This window comes from Microbacterium testaceum StLB037, assembly GCF_000202635.1.
Lineage (GTDB): Bacteria > Actinomycetota > Actinomycetes > Actinomycetales > Microbacteriaceae > Microbacterium > Microbacterium testaceum_F.
Genome location: NC_015125.1, coordinates 3,770,381 through 3,787,909 on the forward strand (window position 1 = coordinate 3,770,381; position 17,529 = coordinate 3,787,909).

At 69.1% G+C, this 17,529-nt stretch carries 19 protein-coding genes and 4 tRNA genes; 15 read left to right on the plus strand and 8 right to left on the minus strand.

Annotated elements, in window-relative coordinates; all coding sequences use genetic code 11:
* Nucleotides 1-61: 61 nt before the first annotated feature.
* Together MTES_RS17245 and MTES_RS17250 are read right to left on the minus strand one after the other, a co-directional pair.
* Complete coding sequence (locus MTES_RS17245) at nt 62-1,258, minus strand: ribonuclease D (RefSeq protein WP_013586566.1); 1,197 nt, start codon at nt 1,256-1,258, stop codon at nt 62-64.
* On the minus strand, nt 1,251-1,847 hold the full coding sequence (locus MTES_RS17250; RefSeq protein ID WP_013586567.1) for a DUF3000 domain-containing protein: 597 nt from the start codon (nt 1,845-1,847) through the stop codon (nt 1,251-1,253). The genes MTES_RS17245 and MTES_RS17250 overlap by 8 nt, the downstream gene beginning before the upstream one ends.
* A gap of 19 nt (nt 1,848-1,866) precedes the next feature.
* Here MTES_RS17250 and MTES_RS17255 point away from each other — a divergent pair, with 19 nt between their 5' ends.
* The gene (locus MTES_RS17255) at nt 1,867-3,075 is read left to right on the plus strand and encodes an alpha/beta hydrolase family protein (protein WP_043361661.1); all 1,209 of its coding nucleotides are present in this window, start codon (nt 1,867-1,869) and stop codon (nt 3,073-3,075) included.
* A 14-nt stretch (nt 3,076-3,089) separates the two neighbouring features.
* On the opposite strand, the gene MTES_RS17260 is transcribed toward MTES_RS17255, so the two are convergent.
* Both MTES_RS17260 and MTES_RS17265 read right to left on the minus strand, forming a co-directional pair.
* Nucleotides 3,090-3,530 (minus strand): SufE family protein, encoded by a 441-nt coding sequence (locus MTES_RS17260; protein ID WP_013586570.1) that lies wholly within the window; start codon nt 3,528-3,530, stop codon nt 3,090-3,092.
* Between the two features lie 34 nt (nt 3,531-3,564).
* Nucleotides 3,565-4,467 carry a sulfurtransferase gene (locus MTES_RS17265; protein WP_043361663.1) on the minus strand — a complete coding sequence of 301 codons (903 nt, stop codon included), beginning with the start codon at nt 4,465-4,467 and terminating at the stop codon, nt 3,565-3,567.
* 119 nt (nt 4,468-4,586) lie between these two features.
* Between MTES_RS17265 and zapE the strand changes: the two genes are divergently transcribed.
* From zapE to MTES_RS17285, 4 genes are all read left to right on the plus strand, one after another.
* A complete protein-coding gene (gene zapE, locus MTES_RS17270; RefSeq protein ID WP_013586572.1) occupies nt 4,587-5,624 on the plus strand; it encodes a cell division protein ZapE in 1,038 nt (345 codons plus the stop codon).
* Between the two features lie 169 nt (nt 5,625-5,793).
* Nucleotides 5,794-7,068: an ammonium transporter gene (locus MTES_RS17275; RefSeq protein WP_013586573.1), complete on the plus strand. Its 1,275-nt coding sequence runs from the start codon at nt 5,794-5,796 to the stop codon at nt 7,066-7,068.
* A 123-nt stretch (nt 7,069-7,191) separates the two neighbouring features.
* Nucleotides 7,192-7,701: a type II toxin-antitoxin system PemK/MazF family toxin gene (locus tag MTES_RS17280; RefSeq protein WP_013586574.1), complete on the plus strand. Its 510-nt coding sequence runs from the start codon at nt 7,192-7,194 to the stop codon at nt 7,699-7,701.
* Nucleotides 7,702-7,723: 22 nt separating this feature from the next.
* Nucleotides 7,724-8,239, plus strand: a complete 516-nt coding sequence (locus tag MTES_RS17285; protein WP_013586575.1) for an ASCH domain-containing protein — start codon at nt 7,724-7,726, stop codon at nt 8,237-8,239.
* A 51-nt stretch (nt 8,240-8,290) separates the two neighbouring features.
* On the opposite strand, the gene MTES_RS17290 is transcribed toward MTES_RS17285, so the two are convergent.
* A tRNA-Val gene (locus MTES_RS17290) sits at nt 8,291-8,366 on the minus strand.
* 152 nt (nt 8,367-8,518) lie between these two features.
* Between MTES_RS17290 and MTES_RS17295 the strand changes: the two genes are divergently transcribed.
* The 7 genes from MTES_RS17295 to MTES_RS17325 all read left to right on the plus strand — a co-directional run bounded on the left by MTES_RS17295 (nt 8,519) and on the right by MTES_RS17325 (nt 10,871).
* Nucleotides 8,519-8,590 (plus strand) — tRNA-Gly (locus MTES_RS17295).
* A 65-nt stretch (nt 8,591-8,655) separates the two neighbouring features.
* Nucleotides 8,656-8,726: transfer RNA gene (locus MTES_RS17300), tRNA-Cys, on the plus strand.
* 27 nt (nt 8,727-8,753) lie between these two features.
* Nucleotides 8,754-8,825: transfer RNA gene (locus MTES_RS17305), tRNA-Val, on the plus strand.
* Nucleotides 8,826-8,926: 101 nt separating this feature from the next.
* Nucleotides 8,927-9,298, plus strand: a complete 372-nt coding sequence (locus MTES_RS17310) for a hypothetical protein (protein WP_043361664.1) — start codon at nt 8,927-8,929, stop codon at nt 9,296-9,298.
* 141 nt (nt 9,299-9,439) lie between these two features.
* Complete coding sequence (locus MTES_RS17315) at nt 9,440-9,853, plus strand: PPOX class F420-dependent oxidoreductase (protein ID WP_013586577.1); 414 nt, start codon at nt 9,440-9,442, stop codon at nt 9,851-9,853.
* Nucleotides 9,854-10,054: 201 nt separating this feature from the next.
* On the plus strand, nt 10,055-10,438 hold the full coding sequence (locus MTES_RS17320; RefSeq protein ID WP_013586578.1) for a hypothetical protein: 384 nt from the start codon (nt 10,055-10,057) through the stop codon (nt 10,436-10,438).
* A 40-nt stretch (nt 10,439-10,478) separates the two neighbouring features.
* A complete protein-coding gene (locus MTES_RS17325) occupies nt 10,479-10,871 on the plus strand; it encodes a PPOX class F420-dependent oxidoreductase (RefSeq protein WP_013586579.1) in 393 nt (130 codons plus the stop codon).
* A gap of 3 nt (nt 10,872-10,874) precedes the next feature.
* On the opposite strand, the gene MTES_RS17330 is transcribed toward MTES_RS17325, so the two are convergent.
* Nucleotides 10,875-12,026 carry an SLC13 family permease gene (locus MTES_RS17330; RefSeq protein ID WP_013586580.1) on the minus strand — a complete coding sequence of 384 codons (1,152 nt, stop codon included), beginning with the start codon at nt 12,024-12,026 and terminating at the stop codon, nt 10,875-10,877.
* 82 nt (nt 12,027-12,108) lie between these two features.
* Between MTES_RS17330 and thrS the strand changes: the two genes are divergently transcribed.
* Genes thrS through MTES_RS17345 form a run of 3 tightly spaced genes read left to right on the plus strand, consistent with a single transcriptional unit; the run spans nt 12,109 to nt 15,315 of the window.
* Complete coding sequence (gene thrS, locus MTES_RS17335) at nt 12,109-14,109, plus strand: threonine--tRNA ligase (RefSeq protein ID WP_013586581.1); 2,001 nt, start codon at nt 12,109-12,111, stop codon at nt 14,107-14,109.
* The gene (locus MTES_RS17340; protein ID WP_013586582.1) at nt 14,106-14,672 is read left to right on the plus strand and encodes an HIT family protein; all 567 of its coding nucleotides are present in this window, start codon (nt 14,106-14,108) and stop codon (nt 14,670-14,672) included. The genes thrS and MTES_RS17340 overlap by 4 nt, the downstream gene beginning before the upstream one ends.
* A gap of 55 nt (nt 14,673-14,727) precedes the next feature.
* On the plus strand, nt 14,728-15,315 hold the full coding sequence (locus MTES_RS17345) for a hypothetical protein (RefSeq protein ID WP_013586583.1): 588 nt from the start codon (nt 14,728-14,730) through the stop codon (nt 15,313-15,315).
* Nucleotides 15,316-15,330: 15 nt separating this feature from the next.
* Here MTES_RS17345 and pdxY read toward each other — a convergent pair whose 3' ends face one another.
* Both pdxY and MTES_RS17355 read right to left on the minus strand, forming a co-directional pair.
* Nucleotides 15,331-16,185, minus strand: a complete 855-nt coding sequence (gene pdxY / locus MTES_RS17350) for a pyridoxal kinase PdxY (protein WP_013586584.1) — start codon at nt 16,183-16,185, stop codon at nt 15,331-15,333.
* Nucleotides 16,182-17,519 carry an aminotransferase class I/II-fold pyridoxal phosphate-dependent enzyme gene (locus tag MTES_RS17355; protein WP_013586585.1) on the minus strand — a complete coding sequence of 446 codons (1,338 nt, stop codon included), beginning with the start codon at nt 17,517-17,519 and terminating at the stop codon, nt 16,182-16,184. The genes pdxY and MTES_RS17355 overlap by 4 nt, the downstream gene beginning before the upstream one ends.
* Nucleotides 17,520-17,529 lie beyond the last annotated feature (10 nt).

Consider the following 17,529-nt stretch of genomic DNA (forward strand, 5'->3'; position numbering starts at 1 on the left):
AAGTTTGGGATGACCCCAGCCTAGGAAGGCGGATTCCCGGCGGGGAATCGGTTGTCCGAACCTACGAATCCGTGGCGGGGACGTCGTCAACGACGTTGAGGGAAGCTACAAAGCTATCCGCGATCACCTGTGCGGTCTGGTCAATCTGCCAGGGGCGCGCGCCAAGGCCGGACAGAGCCGCGCCGATGGTCTCGACCGTCACCTCGGCGGGCGGCGCCCACGCCACGCGGCGAAGCGTCTCCGGGGTGAGGAGGTTCTCCGTCGGCATGCTCAGCTCTGCCGCGCGCGCCTCGACGGCGGGCCGAGCGGCCTTCAACCGACGATCGGCCTCGGGGTTGCGGTCGACCCACGCGCGGGGTGGCGGCAAGGTGTCGCTCGGCACGCGGTCGGGCGGAAGGTCCGTGTCCTCGCGACCGGCCACGATGGCGTTCCACCAGCGGTCCAGCTGGGTTCGGCTGGCGCGCCCGTTGAACTCCTTGACCCCGGCCAGCGCCTGCTTGCTCGCCGGATCCGCCAGCACGGCGGCGATGAGCGCGCGATCGGGCACGAGACGCCCCGGAGCGACGTCCTGCTCGCGGGCGTACTCCTCGCGCGCTTGCCAGAGCGCGCGAGCAACGGCGAGGGCACGACGCCCCCGCACGGTGTGGAGCCCGCTCATGCGCCGCCAGGGGTCTTCCCGTGGCGGCTTCGGCAGACGCTCGAGAACCGCCTGGAACTCCTGGCGGGCGAACTCGGTCTTCTGCTGCTCCTCGAGCTCGGCGACCAGCACGTCGCGGACGTCGATCAGGTGCTCGACATCGAGAGCGGCGTACTCGAGCCAGGATGCCGGCAGAGGACGCGTCGACCAGTCCGCGGCCGAGTGGGCCTTCGCGAGAGTGATGCCGAGCGTCTGCTCGACGACCGCGCCGAGTCCGACGCGCTCGTGACCGAGAAGACGCGCACCCAGCTCGGTGTCGAAGATCCGCGGGGGTTCGAGCCCCCGCTCGCGCAGCGAAGGCAGGTCCTGGCTCGCCGCGTGGAAGACCCACTCGACGTCGGCGAGCGCTGCCTGCAGCGGGGAGAAGTCCTCGATCGTCGAAGGGTCGAACAGGAAGACACCCGCGTCGCGGCGGAACACCTGGATGAGATACGCCCGCTGGGAGTATCGGAACCCCGACGCGCGCTCGACGTCGACCGCGACCGGACCGGTGCCCGCCGCAAGCCGATCGGATGCCTGCGCCAGGCCGGCGGCATCCTCGATGACCAAGTACTCAACCACGGGTGGGCCTCCGGGCTCCGAAGACGGCGACGCCCTCCGACCCCGGGGGGAGGCCGGCCAGCATGCATACGAGTTCCGCCCACGCGTCGAGATGGGGGCGGATGGGACCACGCGGCGACCATGACGCGCGAAGTTCGATCTGCGACCCTTCGCCCTGGGACGCGAGCGCCCCGAAGCCGGTCGAGAGGGTCTTGGTGGCGGTACCCGATTCGGAGTGGCGTTCGGCTCCCCGCGAATCGAGAGCGTCGATGAGCCACGACCACGCGACCTGCGCGAGCAGCGGATCGATGCCGATCTCCGGTTCCAGAGGCGCCTGCGCGAAGCACACCACTCGCCACGCCCCGCCCCAGGCATCGGGTTCATCGGGGTCGTGAAGAAGGATGAAGCGCCCGGTACCGAAGGGCGAGTCCGTCGAATGCTCCTCGGGCCGTACGTCACCGGCCAACGCCAGGGAATGCGGCGCGAGCCCAGCGGGGGAGGGAATCTCGCGCACGACGAAATCTTCTCGGAACGTCGCGGCGCGCACCTCCTCGATCGCCCGGGCGAAGGGGGTCGACGCCTCGGGGGAGCCCAGGTCAGTCACGGCCACAGACTAGAGTGAGGCCTCGATGAACGCTCCCAGGCGCGCCGCGCGGTCCCGCCCCTCGAGGCGGACGGCCTCCATCGCCCGCGTCGGGATCTCCGCGCTCGCGGTGGCCCTCGCGGCGAGCGCGACCGCCCTGAGCGCCGTCTCGCTGAGAATGGCGCGAACCGTCGTGACGCCGGCGGGGCGCATCCCGAACACGCGCATCGTGAGCCTGGATGCCGCCGCCCAGACGGTGACGCTCGAGCGCACCGCCGACACCGCCCTGCCCGGGCGCTACGGGATCTTCACCACGGGGACCTCCGACTACCTCCGGCTCGGCTCGGTCGTGGCGGACGATGGGAAGACCGTCACCAGGAAGCTCCTCACCCACGTCCCGTCCGATGGGAGCCTCGCCGCCGAGGCGGCTTTCAGCGGCTGGTACTTCCACGAACCCGACCAACTGCGCCTGCCGGTGCTGTCGGTGCAGATCGAGACCCCGGTCGGTCCCTGCCCCGCATGGGAGTTCCCGGCCGACGGCGACTCCGGCGTCTGGGTCGTCCAGGTGCACGGTCGAGGGACCACACGAGCCGAGACGTTGCGCGCCATCCCGATCTTCCACGCCCTCGGCATCACGGCGCTCGCCGTGTCGTACCGCAACGACGGCGAAGCGCCGGAGAGCGCGAGCGGCACCTATGCCCTCGGGGCGACGGAGTGGCGCGACGTCCAGGCCGCCATCGAGTACGCCCTGCACCGCGGGGCGCAGCGCGTCCTCCTGATGGGGTGGTCCATGGGCGGGGCGATGTGCCTGCAGGCCGAAGCCCTGTCGTCCCACCGTGACGCCATCGCCGGGCTGATCCTCGAGTCACCGGTCGTCGACTGGAGAACGGTCCTGCGGTACCAGAGTCGGCTGCTCAACCTCCCCGCCCCGGTGCTGGGCCTGACGGAACGCATCCTCGACTCCCGCTGGGGAGCCCGTCTCGTGAGGGGCGGTGACCCCATTCCCCTCGACCGCCTCGACCGGGTCGCCCACGCGGCTGAGCTACGGCATCCCGTGCTCATCCTCCACAGCGACGACGACGGCTTCGTCCCCAGCGACGCCTCGCATGCCCTCGCGGCGGCGCGTCCCGACCTCGTGACGATGGAGACGTTCGAGGTGGCGCGCCACACGAAGCTCTGGAACTACGACGAGACCCGTTTCACGCGCGTGATCCAGGACTGGGTGCGACGGCAGGGACTCGCGGCCGACGAGTGACCGGATGCCGCGGCTCAGGCGCCGCGCTTGGCGCGGACCTGGCGCTTGGCCCGCATGAGCATGCCGGTCATGCCCGCGATCCGGAGCGGGCTGACGGCACGGGTGAGACCGATGCTCTGCGGGAAGTCGTCGGGGACCGCGAGGACCTCGTCGGCGCTCAGCCCGGTGAGTCCTTGCGCCAGGATGCTCGCGAAACCTCGGGTGGTCGGCGCCTCCGCCGGAGCCGTGGCGTGCATCGCGACGCGATCGGCGTCGTCGACGGTCACGATGATGAACACGGGCGACTGGCACTCGGCGACGCGTTCCTGGAGCTCCGGGTGATCGGCGTACTCGGCCGGCACCGCGGGGAGCTCTTGCGAGAGCTCCAGCAGCAGCTGCAAGCGGTCGGGCTCGTCGAGCTCGAGGAACTCGTCGCGGATCTCGGCCAGACGGGCGGGGAGGGTGTTCTCGGACATCCCCGTCATCCTCCCACGCCCACGCCGCACGGGCTCAGCGCGAAGGGACCTCGCCCGGCTCGGAGCCGGAGACGATCGGCACGCGGACCGCGCTGCCCCACTCGGTCCACGACCCGTCGTAGTTGCGGACGTCGTCGAAGCCGAGCAGGTGCTTGAGGACGAACCACGTGTGGCTCGAGCGCTCACCGATGCGGCAGTACGCCACGATTTTGTCGCCGTCCTTCAGCCCCGCGCCGTCGCGGTAGATGGCATCCAGTTCTTCGCGCGATTTGAAGCCGCCGTCCTCGGCCACGGCCTTGGCCCACGGAACGCTCTGGGCGCTCGGGATGTGACCGGCGCGCAGCGCGCCCTCTTCGGGGTAAGCCGGAGCCGAGGTGCGCTCGCCGGAGTACTCCTCGGGGGAGCGCACATCGATGAGCGGGTTGCCGAGATGGGCGAGCACGTCATCCTTGTACGCGCGCAGCACGGAGTCGTCGCGCTCGACCGCGGGGTAGGCGGTCGGCTCGATGACCGGCTTGTCGGTGGTGAACGGCCGGCCCTCGGCGATCCACTTGTCACGCCCGCCGTCGAGCAGCCGGACGTCTTCGTGTCCGAACAGCGAGAAGACCCAGAGCGCGTAAGCGGCCCACCAGTTGTTCTTGTCGCCGTAGATGACGACGGTGTCGTCGCGAGAGATGCCCTTGCTGCTCAGCAGCTTCGCGAACCCTTCCCCGTCGACGTAGTCACGGACCACCGGGTCGTTGAGCTCCGTGTGCCAGTCGACCTTCACGGCTCCGGGGATGTGTCCTGTCTCGTAGAGCAGGACGTCCTCGTCCGATTCGACGACCACCAGACCCGGCTGACCCAGGCGCTGCTCGAGCCATTCGCCGGTGACGAGCCGGCCGGGCTCGGCGTAGTCGGCGAACTTGGGGGAGCTGGTGTCGAACTCGACGGTCACGGGGATCTCCTCGGTCGGGGCGGGGGATGCGGCGGCATAGGGTGGACACCGCACCATCGACCCTAGATCCGCGGCATGGGGCACGCACCCCTCCCGTAAGACTTGGACACAGGACGGCCATGACCTCCACTCCCGCAACGACCGGCCTCATCCACCTCACCGAGCGCGAGCCCGCGGTCACCGGCGCCGAGATGGTGAACGCCCTCGTTCCGCCGCCGCAGTTCGACGGCGCGACGTTCGAGTCGTACCGCGCGGACGACGCGTACCCCTCGCAGCAGGAAGCGAAAGAGCTGCTGCAGGCGTTCGCGGGAAAGCAGTCGGCTCCTGCGAAGAAGGGCGGCTTCTTCCGTCGCGCGGAGAAGGTCGCGCCGGTCAAGCCCGGCGTCTATCTCGACGGCGGCTTCGGCGTCGGCAAGACGCACCTGCTCGCGTCGATTTATCACGCGATGCCCGCCCGCCGGAAGTACTTCGGGTCCTTCATCGAGTACACCGCCCTCGTCGGCGTCCTCGGCTACGCCAAGGCCGTGGAGCTGTTCCGCGGATCCGACCTGCTGTGCATTGACGAGTTCGAGCTCGACGACCCGGGCGACACGATGGTCATGACGCGCCTGTTGGGGGAGCTCGTGGCATCCGGAACCCGGTTGGCGGCGACGTCGAACACTCCTCCCAACGCTCTGGGCGAGGGGCGCTTCGCGGCTCAGGACTTCCTGCGCGAGATCCAGTCGATGTCCGACAGCTTCCGCACGATCCGCATCGACGGCACCGACTTCCGCCAGCGCGCCATCGACGGCGAGGCGAAGGTGCTCGGTGACGACGAGTACCGACGGGCGATGGATGCCGCGGCCGCCGCGGGAGTGGCATCCGATGACGCGTTCGCCGACCTCGTCGGACACCTCGCCCGGGTGCACCCCTCGCGTTTCATCCGTCTGATCGACGGTGTCGACACGATCGGGTTGCGCGACGTGCAGGTTCTGCACGATCAGTCGGCCGCGCTGCGCCTCGTCGCGTTCATCGACCGGGCCTACGACGCGCAGATCCCGATCCGCGCAACCGGCGTCCCGCTCAACACGGTCTTCAGCGAGGAGATGCTCGCGGGCGGCTACCGCAAGAAGTACCTGCGCGCCACGTCGCGGCTCGTCGCGCTCACACACTCCTGATTCAGCGTCCTCATGCGTGGCTCCCGGCCACGCGAAACGCGATGTTTACCTGGGGCCGAGCGCTGTAACGTCCCCGTAACACCTCTCGAACGGAGATGGAAACCGGCGCTGGGAACACTGGGGGGACCCGACGCTACACCTGCGTCCCTGCAGAGAGGTTTCCTCCGAGATGGATCAAGGCAACACCGCATTCATCCTGCTAGCAGCCGCCCTCGTGCTGCTCATGACGCCAGGACTCGCGTTCTTCTACGGTGGCCTCGTCAAGGCCAAGAGCGTCATCAGCATGATGATGATGAGCTTCGGCGCGATGGGCCTGATCGGCGTGCTGTGGGTGCTCTACGGCTACGCGATCGCCTTCCCCGCGACCGACGCCGGCGTCACCCAGCTCCCCTGGATGATCGACTGGAACGAGTTCGGTCTCTCCAGCGTCCTCACCGCACCTGAGGGCGCGGCGTACCCGCCGCTCGCCTTCGTCGCCTTCCAGGCCACGTTCGCCATCATCACGGTCGCTCTGGTCTCGGGCGCCATCGCCGACCGCGCCAAGTTCGGCTCCTGGATGATCTTCGCCCTCATCTGGTCGACGGTCGTCTACTTCCCGGTCGCGAGCTGGGTCTTCAACTTCGGCCTCGCCGAGGACGGCTCCTTCTCTTACGGCGGCTGGATCACCCACGGCCTCCAGGACGTCTTCGGCGTCGGCGCGATCGACTTCGCCGGTGGAACCGCGGTGCACATCAACGCCGGTGCCGCAGCCCTCGCCCTCGCCCTCGTCCTCGGCAAGCGCGTCGGCTTCCAGAAGGGCGCGCACGTCCCCCACAACCCGCCGTTCGTGCTCCTGGGCGCCGGCCTGCTGTGGTTCGGCTGGTTCGGCTTCAACGCGGGCTCCGAGCTCGCCGCCGACAACACGGCGGCCCTCGCGTTCGTCAACACCATCGCCGCTCCCGCCGCAGCTCTGCTCTCGTGGCTGATCGTCGAGAAGATCAAGGACGGCAAGCCCACCTCGGTCGGGGCCGCCTCGGGTGCCGTCGCCGGTCTCGTCGCCATCACCCCGGCCTGTGCCGCCCTGACGCCGATCTGGGCCATCGTGCTCGGCCTGGTCGCCGGTGCCGTCTGCGCCCTGGCGATCGAGCTGAAGTTCAAGCTCGGGTTCGACGACTCGCTCGACGTCGTCGGCATCCACCTCGTCGGCGGTCTGCTCGGAACGCTGTACCTCGGCATCTTCGCCACCGGCACCGGCCTCATCAACAGCGGTTCGTTCAACCAGCTCATCGTCCAGGCGATCGCGGCCCTCGCGGTCCTGGTGTACTCCTTCGTGCTCGCCTTCATCATCGGCTTCGCGATCGAGAAGACCATCGGCTTCCGCGTCAAGAACGAAGACGAGATCGCCGGCATCGACACCGTGGTTCACGGCGAGGAGGGCTACGTCCTGAGCGACGCTCGGGCCTGACCTTCGTCACCCCCGGACGGGGCGTCACCGAATCGTCGGTGGCGCCCCGTCTCTCTTTTCCTCCGGTGCCGCCGTGCGGTGGGCTCCGTCGGAGCGCGACCGCAGGATGCCTAGGGTGGGGGAATGGGAACCACCTCTCGTCTCGTGTCGGCGTTTCTCGGGATGTTCCGCTCGTCGCCCCCGACCCGAGCCGGCTCCGCCCCGGTACGGCCCTCCACGGCCCCCTCGGGCACACAGACGGTCGAGATCGATCCACCGCGGCGCCTGACGCTCTCCTACGCCCCTCAGCGCGACAACGCGCCGGACGGGGGCGAGATCGTGTGGACCTGGGTGCCGTACGAGGAACGCGACGGGCGCGGCAAGGACCGTCCCGTGCTCGTGATCGGACGGGCGGATGCCACCCGCTCGTACGCCGTACGCCTCACCAGCAAGCCGCACGACGGCGATCGGCAGTACCTGTCGCTCGGCACGGGGGAGTGGGACCCGCAGAGGCGCCCGTCGTGGGTCGACATCGAGCAGGTCTACCTCGTGCACGACGCGGGCATGCGCCGGGAGGCCGCGGCCCTCGATCGACGCCGCTTCGACACGGTCGCGGCGGCGCTGACCGCGCGCTACGGCTGGAAACGCGGCTGACGGGGGCTGCGAGGATGGGGGCATGAGCGCCATCTCACCCATCGTCGTCGACACCGCAGCCGCCGATCGGATGTGGCAGGACTATGCCGCCGCGCATCCCGACGCCGTCGCCGCCTGCCCCGAGTACACCGTCGAGCATTTCGGCGACACCGAGAGACTCGCCGACGAACTGCTCGCGTGCGTGCTCGAGGGGGAGAAGCGCGCCACCTCCTCGCTCGTCGCCGAGTACACCGCGGAAGGGCAGCTCCTCCCGCGGATCGGCTCGCACTGGATCGCCTGCGACGGCCGGGGCGCACCCCGCGCGATCCTCCGGACGACCGAGATGCGTCTCGACGTCTTCGAGAGCGCGGACGCCCGTTTCGCCTACGACGAGGGCGAGGACGATCGGTCCCTCGAAAGCTGGCGAGTCGAACACCGTCGCTACTGGACACGCATCTCGGCGGCTCTCGGGCGCGAATGGTCCGAGGAGAGCGACGAGATCATCTTCGAACGCTTCTCCGTGGCGTGGCCGCCGGAGCACGCGGACGCCGGCCACTGATCGGCGGCGCGCCGGGAAACGAAGAAGCCCCCGGGGAACCGGGGGCTTCTGTGGTGGGCGATACCAGACTCGAACTGATGACCTCTTCCGTGTGAAGGAAGCGCGCTACCAACTGCGCCAATCGCCCTCATCCCGAACGGGACTCATCGATCGTACCGGATGCCGCGACCTGCTCCGAACCACGACGTCGAGACACACCCGGGGCGCGTCCGGTTTTGCACCCTCGCTCAGATCGGGTAATGTCTTACGAGTGCTCGGGGCAAGCCCCGGGAACGAAATGCGGATGTAGCGCAGTGGTAGCGCATCACCTTGCCAAGGTGAGGGTCGCGAGTTCGAATCTCGTCATCCGCTCGAGTGAAGGGATCATCGTCAGGGAAACCGACGAGAGATCACGACACGTGGGTCGAACCACACACGGTGGCGTGGCCGAGCGGCTAGGCACCGGCCTGCAAAGCCGTTTACACGGGTTCGAATCCCGTCGCCACCTCGCTTCACAACTGAACAGCCTGTATAGGCGCGATTGGCGCAGCGGTAGCGCGCTTCCCTGACACGGAAGAGGTCACTGGTTCGATCCCAGTATCGCGCACCGAATGAAACCCCCGGCTCCGCCGGGGGTTTTCTCGTTTCCGAGGTAATCACGCACGCCCGAAAGCGGCGATGTCGGCGGGTCGTGGCATCCTTTCTTCTATGGATGAGCTTCAGGATTCGCCCCCGCGTCGATCGCAGGAGCAGCTGCAGCAGTGGGTGCAGGAGTTCAAGGATCAGGGTCACGTGTTCGGCGGCTCGATCCGTGTCGCCCAGCAGGAGGACGCGGACAGTCAGGACACGGGTCTCGTGGTCATGAGTCTCCGCAACGCGAAGGCCTCCATCTACATGCAGCCACGTGGCTACGACCAGCCGGTGTGGGAGGCCACGCTCACGGGACGCCCCGAAGATCTGACGCTTTCCATCCACGACATCGCCTCGCTCGCGGCAGAGCTCGTCGTCGCCGGCAACCTCTGCTCGTTCCTGCAGTGGAAATCCCTTGAGTGGGACCGCGACAGCGGCACCCGCGGCTGACCTCAGCGGCGGGGAGGTGGTGACGCGGGGATGAGCGCCGCGCCCACCCTGCCGACGGCGGCTCGTGCTCCGATCGTGTGAACAACCGCCCGGCCCGCAAGCCCCCGCCCTTTTCGTCACCCGGACGCCTACCGTGGACCCATGACCGTCCCCGACACGCAGTGGCGTGAGATCGCCGCCTCACCGTTCGTCTCGCTCGGCACCTTCCGTCGCAACGGCGCCGAGGTCGCCGTTCCCGTATGGATCGCACGCGACGGCGATGAGCTCGTCGTCACGAGCGAACGCAACACGGGCAAGGTCAAGCGGCTGCGCAACGACTCCCGCGTGACCCTCCGGCCCTGCAGCCGCATGGGCGCGGTGGACCCGGATGCCATCACCGTCGTCGCGAAAGGACGCGTCGCCGGGGCAGCCACCGACGATTCCCGCGCCGATACGGCCCTGCGGCGGAAATACGGCCTGCAGTACCGCGCGATCCTCGGCTTCGAGGCCATCGTCCGCAAGATCCAGCGACGTCCGGGCGACCGGGTGATCCTCCGCATCTCGCGCGACGGCTGACGTTCCGCGCACCTCTACGTGGAGCGAGGGCCGGGGAACGCGATGAGGTGTACCCGAACCGCAGTTGTTCGCAAGGGGGTTTGCCGTCGGGCCGGACTCGCGAGAGGTTGCAGGAGAGCGGCTGGCACCCCGGCATCCGTGTCCCCCTTCTTCTCGCCGGAAGATGCGCGGTCTGACGAGGTGCCGGCGAGGAGGTGTCACATGGGACGGTTCATCTACGACGGAAACACGAAGATGGAGTTCGAGGATCGGCTCCTGGCGCACCTGCAGGCGGTCATCATGGCCAAGGTGCGGCGGGGAGAGAGTTTTCCGTTCACGTGGAAGGACGACATCAGCACGGGTGGTGGGCGGACGACCGTTTACATCCACCCGAACGTCTCGCTGGTGTTCAAGTACCACGGGAGTCGGACTCCGCAGTTGAGTGCCCCGTGGCTGCACGCGCTGACGTACAACGCCAACTCGGGGCGCGGACTGTACGTGATCCCCGAACCGGAGGAGTTCACCCCGCGCGAGAGCATGCAGCGCGACGAGATGGTCTTCCGCGAGGTACCGAACGACCAGATGGCGGCCGGCCCTCACTCGTGAGCGGGGAATAGCACTGCCCGGCTGCGGGGTTGTCGCCCTCATGAGCGACTGGACAGAGACCAAGCCCTTCTTCGAGACCACGGCGGTCGCGCACCTCGCCACCCTCATGCGGGACGGCTCCCCGCACTCGACGCCGCTGTGGGTGGGCGTCGACGGCGAGCGGCTCGTGTTCTTCACCGAGGTCGACACGCTGAAGGATCGCAACCTGCGTCGCGATCCCCGCGTCGCGATCTCGGTGACGGGAGCCGACAACCCCTACGCGATGGCCTTCGTCCGCGGTGAGGCCGTCGACCGCCTCGAGGGGGATGCCGCTCTGCCCTACGTCGACCGCATCTCGCAGGTGTACGAGGGGCGCCCCTACGGAATGCGCGAGGGTCTGGCCGTGTGGTTCATCGAGCCGCGCAAAGCGTGGTCGCGCACCTACGAGGACTGACCCTCACAGGGCGAGCGGCAACACCCCGAGGAGCAGAATGAGGGGCGCGATCACGGCGCCCAGCACGATGAAGCGCCCCCACTTCACCTCGACGCCCGCCGCCACCAGACGGTCGTGCCACAGGAGTGTGGCGAGGGATGCCCAGGGCGTGACGATCGGTCCGGCGTTGACGCCGATGAGGAGGGCCGCCAGTCGAGCGGGGGATCCCGCGACGGACTCGAGCGCCAGGTAGGCCGGGAGGTTGTTGATGCCGTTCGCCGCGAGAGCCCCGACGCCGGCCACCTGCCAGAGCGAGACGAGGTCGTCGCCGGTTCCTGCCAGCACCGACGTGATGCGCCCGATGCCCAGAGCCTCCAAGGCACCCACGGCGAGGAACAGACCGCCGGCGAACACGAGCAACGACCACGGGACGAGACGGACGCCGAGAACCCGCGGCGCGCGCCACGCGAACGCCGCCACGAGCACCACGGCGGCGCCGAGGGCCGGCATCCACGGTTCGAGGCCGACGACCAGGAGCGGCAGCAAGGCGACGGTGACGACCCCGGACACGCGCAGGAGGAGCGGGTCGGAGACGGCGGGGGAGGCGGCATCCGGGTACGTCTTCGGCAGGCGACGGAGGAACACCGCCGTCAAGACCACGACCGACACGACGATCGCGATCAGCGCCGAGGGCCCGAGAAGCGCGAGGAAGGCGACGGGGTCGTGCCCGCCCCCGAGGGCTTCGGATGCCAGCAGGTTGGTCAGGTTCGACACGGGCAGCACGAGCGAGGCGGTGTTCGCCAGCACGACCGTGACGAACGCGAAGGGGAGCGGATCGAGCTTTCGCGCCACGGCCATCGAGATCACGACCGGCGTCAGCAGCACGGCGGTGGTGTCGAGCGACAGGAAGGCCGTCGCGACCGTCGCGAGCGCCACGACGAGCACCCACAGCCACACCGTGCGCCCGCGCGCGACGCGAGCGAGGCGCGCGGCCACGACGTCGAAGAGCCCGGCTTTGGATGCCAACTCGGCGACGACCGTGACGGCGACGACGAACAGCAGGATGGGCCAGACGCGGTCCGCGACGGCGAGGGCGGCGTCCGCGGGGAAGACGCCGGTGAGCAGCGCGATGATCCCGAGGATCCAGAGCACGCCGCCGATGATGGCCAAAGTCACCGCTCCACTATGCGGCACGTCCGGTGCCGTTGAGGTCACGCCCGCCCGGTAGCCTGGAAGCGACCCTTTCAGGAGATGTGCTGTGACTGATTTCCCCGCCGATGGCTTCGCCCTCTTCCCCGACCGTTCGGTTGTCGCCCTGCGCGTCAACGGCGAGCTGAAAGACCTCGCCACGACCGTCACGGCCGACGACGAGGTGGAGCCCGTCACGATCGACAGCGCCGACGGCCTGTCGATCCTCCGGCACTCGACGGCGCACGTGCTCGCCCAGGCGGTCCAGCGCGTCAAGCCGCAGGCCAACCTCGGCATCGGTCCGCCCGTCACCGACGGTTTCTACTACGACTTCCAGGTCGACGAGCCGTTCACTCCCGAGGACCTCAAGGTCATCAAGAAGGAGATGGAGCGCATCGTCCGCGAGAACCAGCGGTTCGTGCGCCGCGTCGTCACCGACGACGAGGCACGCGCCGAGCTCGCCGACGAGCCGTTCAAACTCGAGCTCATCGGCCTCAAGGGCGGGGCTTCGACGGGCTCAGCCACCGAAATCGCGGAGGGCGCCTCCGTCGAGGTGGGCGCCGGCGAACTGACGATCTACGACAACGTCACCCGCGACGGCGAGACCGCGTGGAAGGACCTCTGCCGGGGACCCCACGTGCCCGGCACGCGCCTGATCGGCAACGGCTGGGATCTCACCCGCATCGCGGGCGCCTACTGGCGCGGCAGCGAGAAGAACCCGCAGCTGCAGCGCATCTACGGCACCGCGTGGCCGACGAAAGACGAGCTGCGCGCGTACCAGCACCGCCTCGAAGAGGCCGCGAAGCGCGACCACCGCAAGCTCGGCAAGGAGCTCGACCTCTTCTCGTTCCCCGACGAGATCGGCCCCGGCCTCTCGGTGTTCCACCCCAAGGGCGGCATCATCCGCTACGAGATCGAGCGCTACATGCGCGAGCGCCTGCTCGCCAGCGGCTACGAGGTCGTGAACACCCCGCACATCACCAAGGGCGACCTGTTCATGACGAGTGGTCACCTGCAGTGGTACGCCGACGGCATGTACCCGCCGATGGTGCTCGACGAGGTGGTGGATGCCGATGGGCACGTCTCGCGCGAGGGCCAGGAGTACTACCTGAAGCCCATGAACTGCCCGTTCCACAACCTGATCTTCCGCTCGCGCGGCCGCAGCTACCGCGAGCTGCCCCTGCGCCTCAGCGAGTTCGGCTCGGTCTACCGCTACGAGAAGAGCGGGACGCTGTCGGGTCTCACCCGCGTGCGGGGCATGACCCAGGACGACACGCACATCTACGTCACGGCCGACCAGGTCAAGGGCGAACTGACCCACAGCCTCGACTTCGTGCTGCAGACCCTGCGCGACTACGGCCTCAACGACTTCTACCTCGAGCTGTCGACCAAGGAGGAGGGCAACCCGAAGTTCATCGGCGACGACAGCCTGTGGGTCGAGGCGACCGAAACCCTCCGCGAGGTCGCCGAGGCCTCGGGCCTCGAGCTCGTGCCCGATCCGGGTGGGGCGGCGTTCTACGGCCCGAAGATCTCGGTGCAGGCCCGGGACGCCATCGGCCGCACCTGGCAGATGTCGACCATCCAGCTCGACTTCAACCAGCCCGAGCGCTTCGAGCTCGAGTACACCGGTCCCGACGGCGAGAAGCACCGTCCGGTGATGATCCATCGCGCCCTCTTCGGCTCGGTCGAGCGCTTCTTCGCGATCCTGCTCGAGCACTACGCCGGAGCCTTCCCGGTGTGGCTCTCGCCCGTGCAGGTCGTGGCCGTTCCCGTCGCCGCCGAGTACGGCGACTACCTGCAGGGCATCGTCGCCGACCTCAAGAGCAAGGGCGTTCGCGCCGAGGCCGACCACAGCGACGACCGCATGCAGAAGAAGATCCGCACGCACACCACGCAGAAGGTGCCGCTCATGCTGATCGCCGGCGAGCAGGACCGTTCCAACGGCACGGTCTCGTTCCGTTTCCGCGACGGAACGCAGCTCAACGGCATCCCTGTCGACGAAGCCGTGGCGCGGATCACCGGCGCCATCTCGTCCCGCACGCTCGTCAACACCGCGGAGGACCTGGCGTGACGCCGGACCCGGATGCCACGGGAACCGACGACGCCGAGTTGATCGACGCGGCGACCCTGCCGGGGGTACCGGACGAGTTCCAGCGCCTGTGGACCCCGCACCGTATGGCCTACATCTCGGCGGGCCGGGAGCCCATGGAGCAGAACTGCCCGTTCTGCGCGGCTCCCGGCAAATCCGACGAGGACGGGCTGATCGTCGCGCGCGGCAAGACGGCGTACGTGCTGCTCAACCTCTTCCCCTACAACTCCGGCCATCTGCTGGTGTGCCCGTACCGTCACATCGCCACCTACGACCAGGCGACCGACGAAGAGGTCGCCGAGATCGGAGTGCTCACGCAACGCGGAATGCGCGTGCTGCGCGCCGTGTCGCGGTGCGACGGGTTCAACCTCGGGATGAACCAGGGCGCGATCGCGGGGGCCGGAGTCGACGCGCACCTGCACCAACACATCGTTCCCCGCTGGGCGTCGGACGCGAACTTCTTCCCGATCATCGCCAAGACCAAGGCCCTGCCGCAGCTCCTCGGGGACGTGCGGCGCACGGTCGCGGAGGCCTGGGGCGACTAGGTCGGGTGTTCGCAAGCCCCTCGCCTCATGACCGAGCGTCGCTAGCGTGGGAGTCATGACCTCTCGCCCTCGCGCCCTCGTTCTGTCACTGACGGTGGCCGCGGTGATCGTCGGTATGACGGCCTGCTTCCCCGTCCCGAACCTCGGCGGAGCGGGTGAGAACGAGAGCGCCCCCACGCAGACGCAGCCCGTCGATCCCGCGGACGGCGCGGATGCCGAGAGCATCGACGATCCTCTGGCCGAGCGGCAGGAGTTCTTCGAGGAGCAGCAGCTCCCGCTGGATGGGACACCGCTCGTCGCGGTCACGCCCGCGCAGAAGGAGTTCATCTCCCAGCAGCGCGCTTACGTCGAGGGTCAGGGGTCGACGTGGTCGGCCCAGGACGAGAACATCGCCCTCGCTCTCGCTGCGGATGCGTGCGAGTCGGCGATCCTCAACAGCCACAGGGTCGACGCGTCGACCCTGCAGACGCATGTCGCCACGTCGCCCCTGTTCGCCGCCATCCTCCCGAAGGATGCGGATGCCGCGACCCTCGCCGCAGGAGAACGCAACGTCGCGAGCGTGATGGTGTTCGGGACATCGTTCCTGTGCCCGGACGATGCGCCGGCCTGGCAGTCGGCCTACGGCGAGGTGTACGGCGGCTGAGCCGCCTCACCCGCTTCAGCGCACCTGACGCACCGAGAACTGCAGGCGCGGGTGCGCGTAGGCCTCCTGCGACTCGATGAGGCGCAGCTCGCGGGATCCCGACTCGTACGTGTTGGTGAGCAGGTCGAAGACACTGGATGCCGTGCGAGCCAGCGCATCGGCCGCGTCGCCGGCGCTGCGGCGGTAGTGCGCGGTGAAGAGCGCCGCCGTGACGTCGCCTGACCCGTTCGCCTTCATGGGGATGAGCGGCGTCTGCACGATCCACGCGCCGTTGTCATCGACGACCATCATCTCGATCGTGTCGGGCTCGCGGTCGGGTCGCTCGACGCTCGTGACGAGGATCGTCCGCGGGCCGCGGTCGCGCAGCGCATCGGCGGATTCGAGGGTCGAGTCGATGCTGCCCGGCTCGGTGCCCGTCAGGAAGCCGAGCTCGAACTGGTTCGGGGTGAGGATGTCGGCGACGGGCACGACGCGCTCACGCAGCAGCTCGGGGATCGCGGGAGCCACGAAGCACCCGGACTTGGCGTTGCCCATGACCGGGTCGCAGGCGTAGACGGCTTCCGGATTCGCCTTCTTCACCCGCGCGACGGTGTCGATGATGACGTCGGCGATTCCCTCGCCGCCCTGGTATCCCGAGAGCACGACGTCGATCTCGGGGAAGATCCCGCGCTCCTCGATCCCGGTGATCACCGCGGCCACGTCGTCGGGCGAGATCAGCGGCCCGCGCCATGCGCCGTAGCCGGTGTGATTGGAGAAGTTGACCGTGTAGACGGGGAGAACCTCGACGCCGATGCGCTGGAGGGGGAAGACGGCGGCGGAGTTGCCGACGTGTCCATACGCGACGGCCGACTGGATCGAGAGAACCTTCATGCCTCGATCCTTCCACCTCGCGCGGTAGGTCGCCGCGTTCCCGCAGCGACGGCGATGTCGTCCGCCAGAGTGACCGCCGAGGCCTCGTCGAGATCGTGCACCGTCAGGCGAAGGAAAGAGCCCGTGGCGGGGGTGAGGAAGAACGGGTCGCCCTCGCGGACAAGCCAGCCGCGGCGCATCAACTCCTCGCGCACGTCGGCGGCGGGCGCGGGCATTGGAACCCAGAGGTTGAGGCCGTCGCCCGGCGCCACGGGAAGGCCGCGGTCGGTCAGCGCACGGGCGAATGCCGCATTGCGGGCCGCGTAGTGCGCGGCAGCGCGCTCGATGTCCGCGCGCACCGCGTCATCCGTGACGAGCGCGAGCGTCATGCGCTGGAGGATGTGGCTCACCCACGTCGTGCCGGGCGTGAGCCGCACGGCGAGTCCGTCGGCGGTGTCCGGATCGGATGCCGTGACGGCGAGGCACGTGTCGGGTCCGAGGAACTTCGACATCGAGCGGATGCGCGCCCACCGCCGCTGCGCCGGACCGATGACGGAGTGCAGCGGCGCGCGTGAGAGCAGAGAGAAGTGATCGTCCTCGATCACGAGCACGTACGGATGTGCCGCCAGCACGTCGCGCAGCGCCGCGGCGCGCTCGGCGCTGAGACTCGCCCCGGTGGGGTTGTGGGCGCGCGGCGTGACGATCACGGCACGCACCCCGGCGTCGAGCGCGGCGCTGAGCCCGTCGACGGTCATCCCGTCGGCATCCACCGCCACCGGAACCGCACGGTACCCGCCCGTTCGGACCGTGTGCAGGGCGGAGAGGAAGCACGGATCCTCGAGCGCCACGGCGTCGTCCCGCTGCAGGGCCTGAGCGAGCAATCGCTCGATCGCATCGCTCGCGCCGCTCGTCACGGTGATGCGGAGGTCGTCATGGGGGAGCTGGTCCGCCATCCAGTCACGCGCCCAGGCCTCGAGGCCCGGGTCGATGACCGGCTCGCCGTACAGCACGGGACGCGTGGAGCGGACGAGGGCGGCGGTGGGGTCCGGGATGAGCGTCGGATCGGGGTTCCCGGTGCCCACGTCGCGCAGGACGGTGCCGGGCGCATACCCCTCCTGCGCCACGGTCGTCCGATCCGCCACGCGGGTGCCGCCGCGTCCGCGCGCCTCGACGAGCCCGGCCTGGGCGAGCTGACGGTACGCCGCGACGACGGTGTTGCGGTTGACGCCGAGTTCGGCCGCGACGGCGCGCACCGAGGGCAGCAGCGTGCCCGGCGCCAGTTCGCCGCGTTCGATCCGCTCACGCAGGTCGGACGCGATTCCGGATGCCGATCGGCCGGTCATGTCGATGGTCATAGCCCCCCTG

What these genes read in the sequence shown, in the direction of transcription:
- MTES_RS17255 (WP_043361661.1), top strand. Translation starts at nt 1,867, where the DNA reads ATGAACGCTCCCAGGCGCGCCGCGCGGTCCCGCCCCTCGAGGCGGACG.
- MTES_RS17260 (WP_013586570.1), bottom strand. Translation starts at nt 3,530, where the DNA reads ATGTCCGAGAACACCCTCCCCGCCCGTCTGGCCGAGATCCGCGACGAG.
- zapE (WP_013586572.1), top strand. Translation starts at nt 4,587, where the DNA reads ATGACCTCCACTCCCGCAACGACCGGCCTCATCCACCTCACCGAGCGC.
- MTES_RS17275 (WP_013586573.1), top strand. Translation starts at nt 5,794, where the DNA reads ATGGATCAAGGCAACACCGCATTCATCCTGCTAGCAGCCGCCCTCGTG.
- MTES_RS17280 (WP_013586574.1), top strand. Translation starts at nt 7,192, where the DNA reads ATGGGAACCACCTCTCGTCTCGTGTCGGCGTTTCTCGGGATGTTCCGC.
- MTES_RS17285 (WP_013586575.1), top strand. Translation starts at nt 7,724, where the DNA reads ATGAGCGCCATCTCACCCATCGTCGTCGACACCGCAGCCGCCGATCGG.
- MTES_RS17310 (WP_043361664.1), top strand. Translation starts at nt 8,927, where the DNA reads ATGGATGAGCTTCAGGATTCGCCCCCGCGTCGATCGCAGGAGCAGCTG.
- MTES_RS17315 (WP_013586577.1), top strand. Translation starts at nt 9,440, where the DNA reads ATGACCGTCCCCGACACGCAGTGGCGTGAGATCGCCGCCTCACCGTTC.
- MTES_RS17320 (WP_013586578.1), top strand. Translation starts at nt 10,055, where the DNA reads ATGGGACGGTTCATCTACGACGGAAACACGAAGATGGAGTTCGAGGAT.
- MTES_RS17325 (WP_013586579.1), top strand. Translation starts at nt 10,479, where the DNA reads ATGAGCGACTGGACAGAGACCAAGCCCTTCTTCGAGACCACGGCGGTC.
- MTES_RS17345 (WP_013586583.1), top strand. Translation starts at nt 14,728, where the DNA reads ATGACCTCTCGCCCTCGCGCCCTCGTTCTGTCACTGACGGTGGCCGCG.
- pdxY (WP_013586584.1), bottom strand. Translation starts at nt 16,185, where the DNA reads ATGAAGGTTCTCTCGATCCAGTCGGCCGTCGCGTATGGACACGTCGGC.
- MTES_RS17355 (WP_013586585.1), bottom strand. Translation starts at nt 17,519, where the DNA reads ATGACCATCGACATGACCGGCCGATCGGCATCCGGAATCGCGTCCGAC.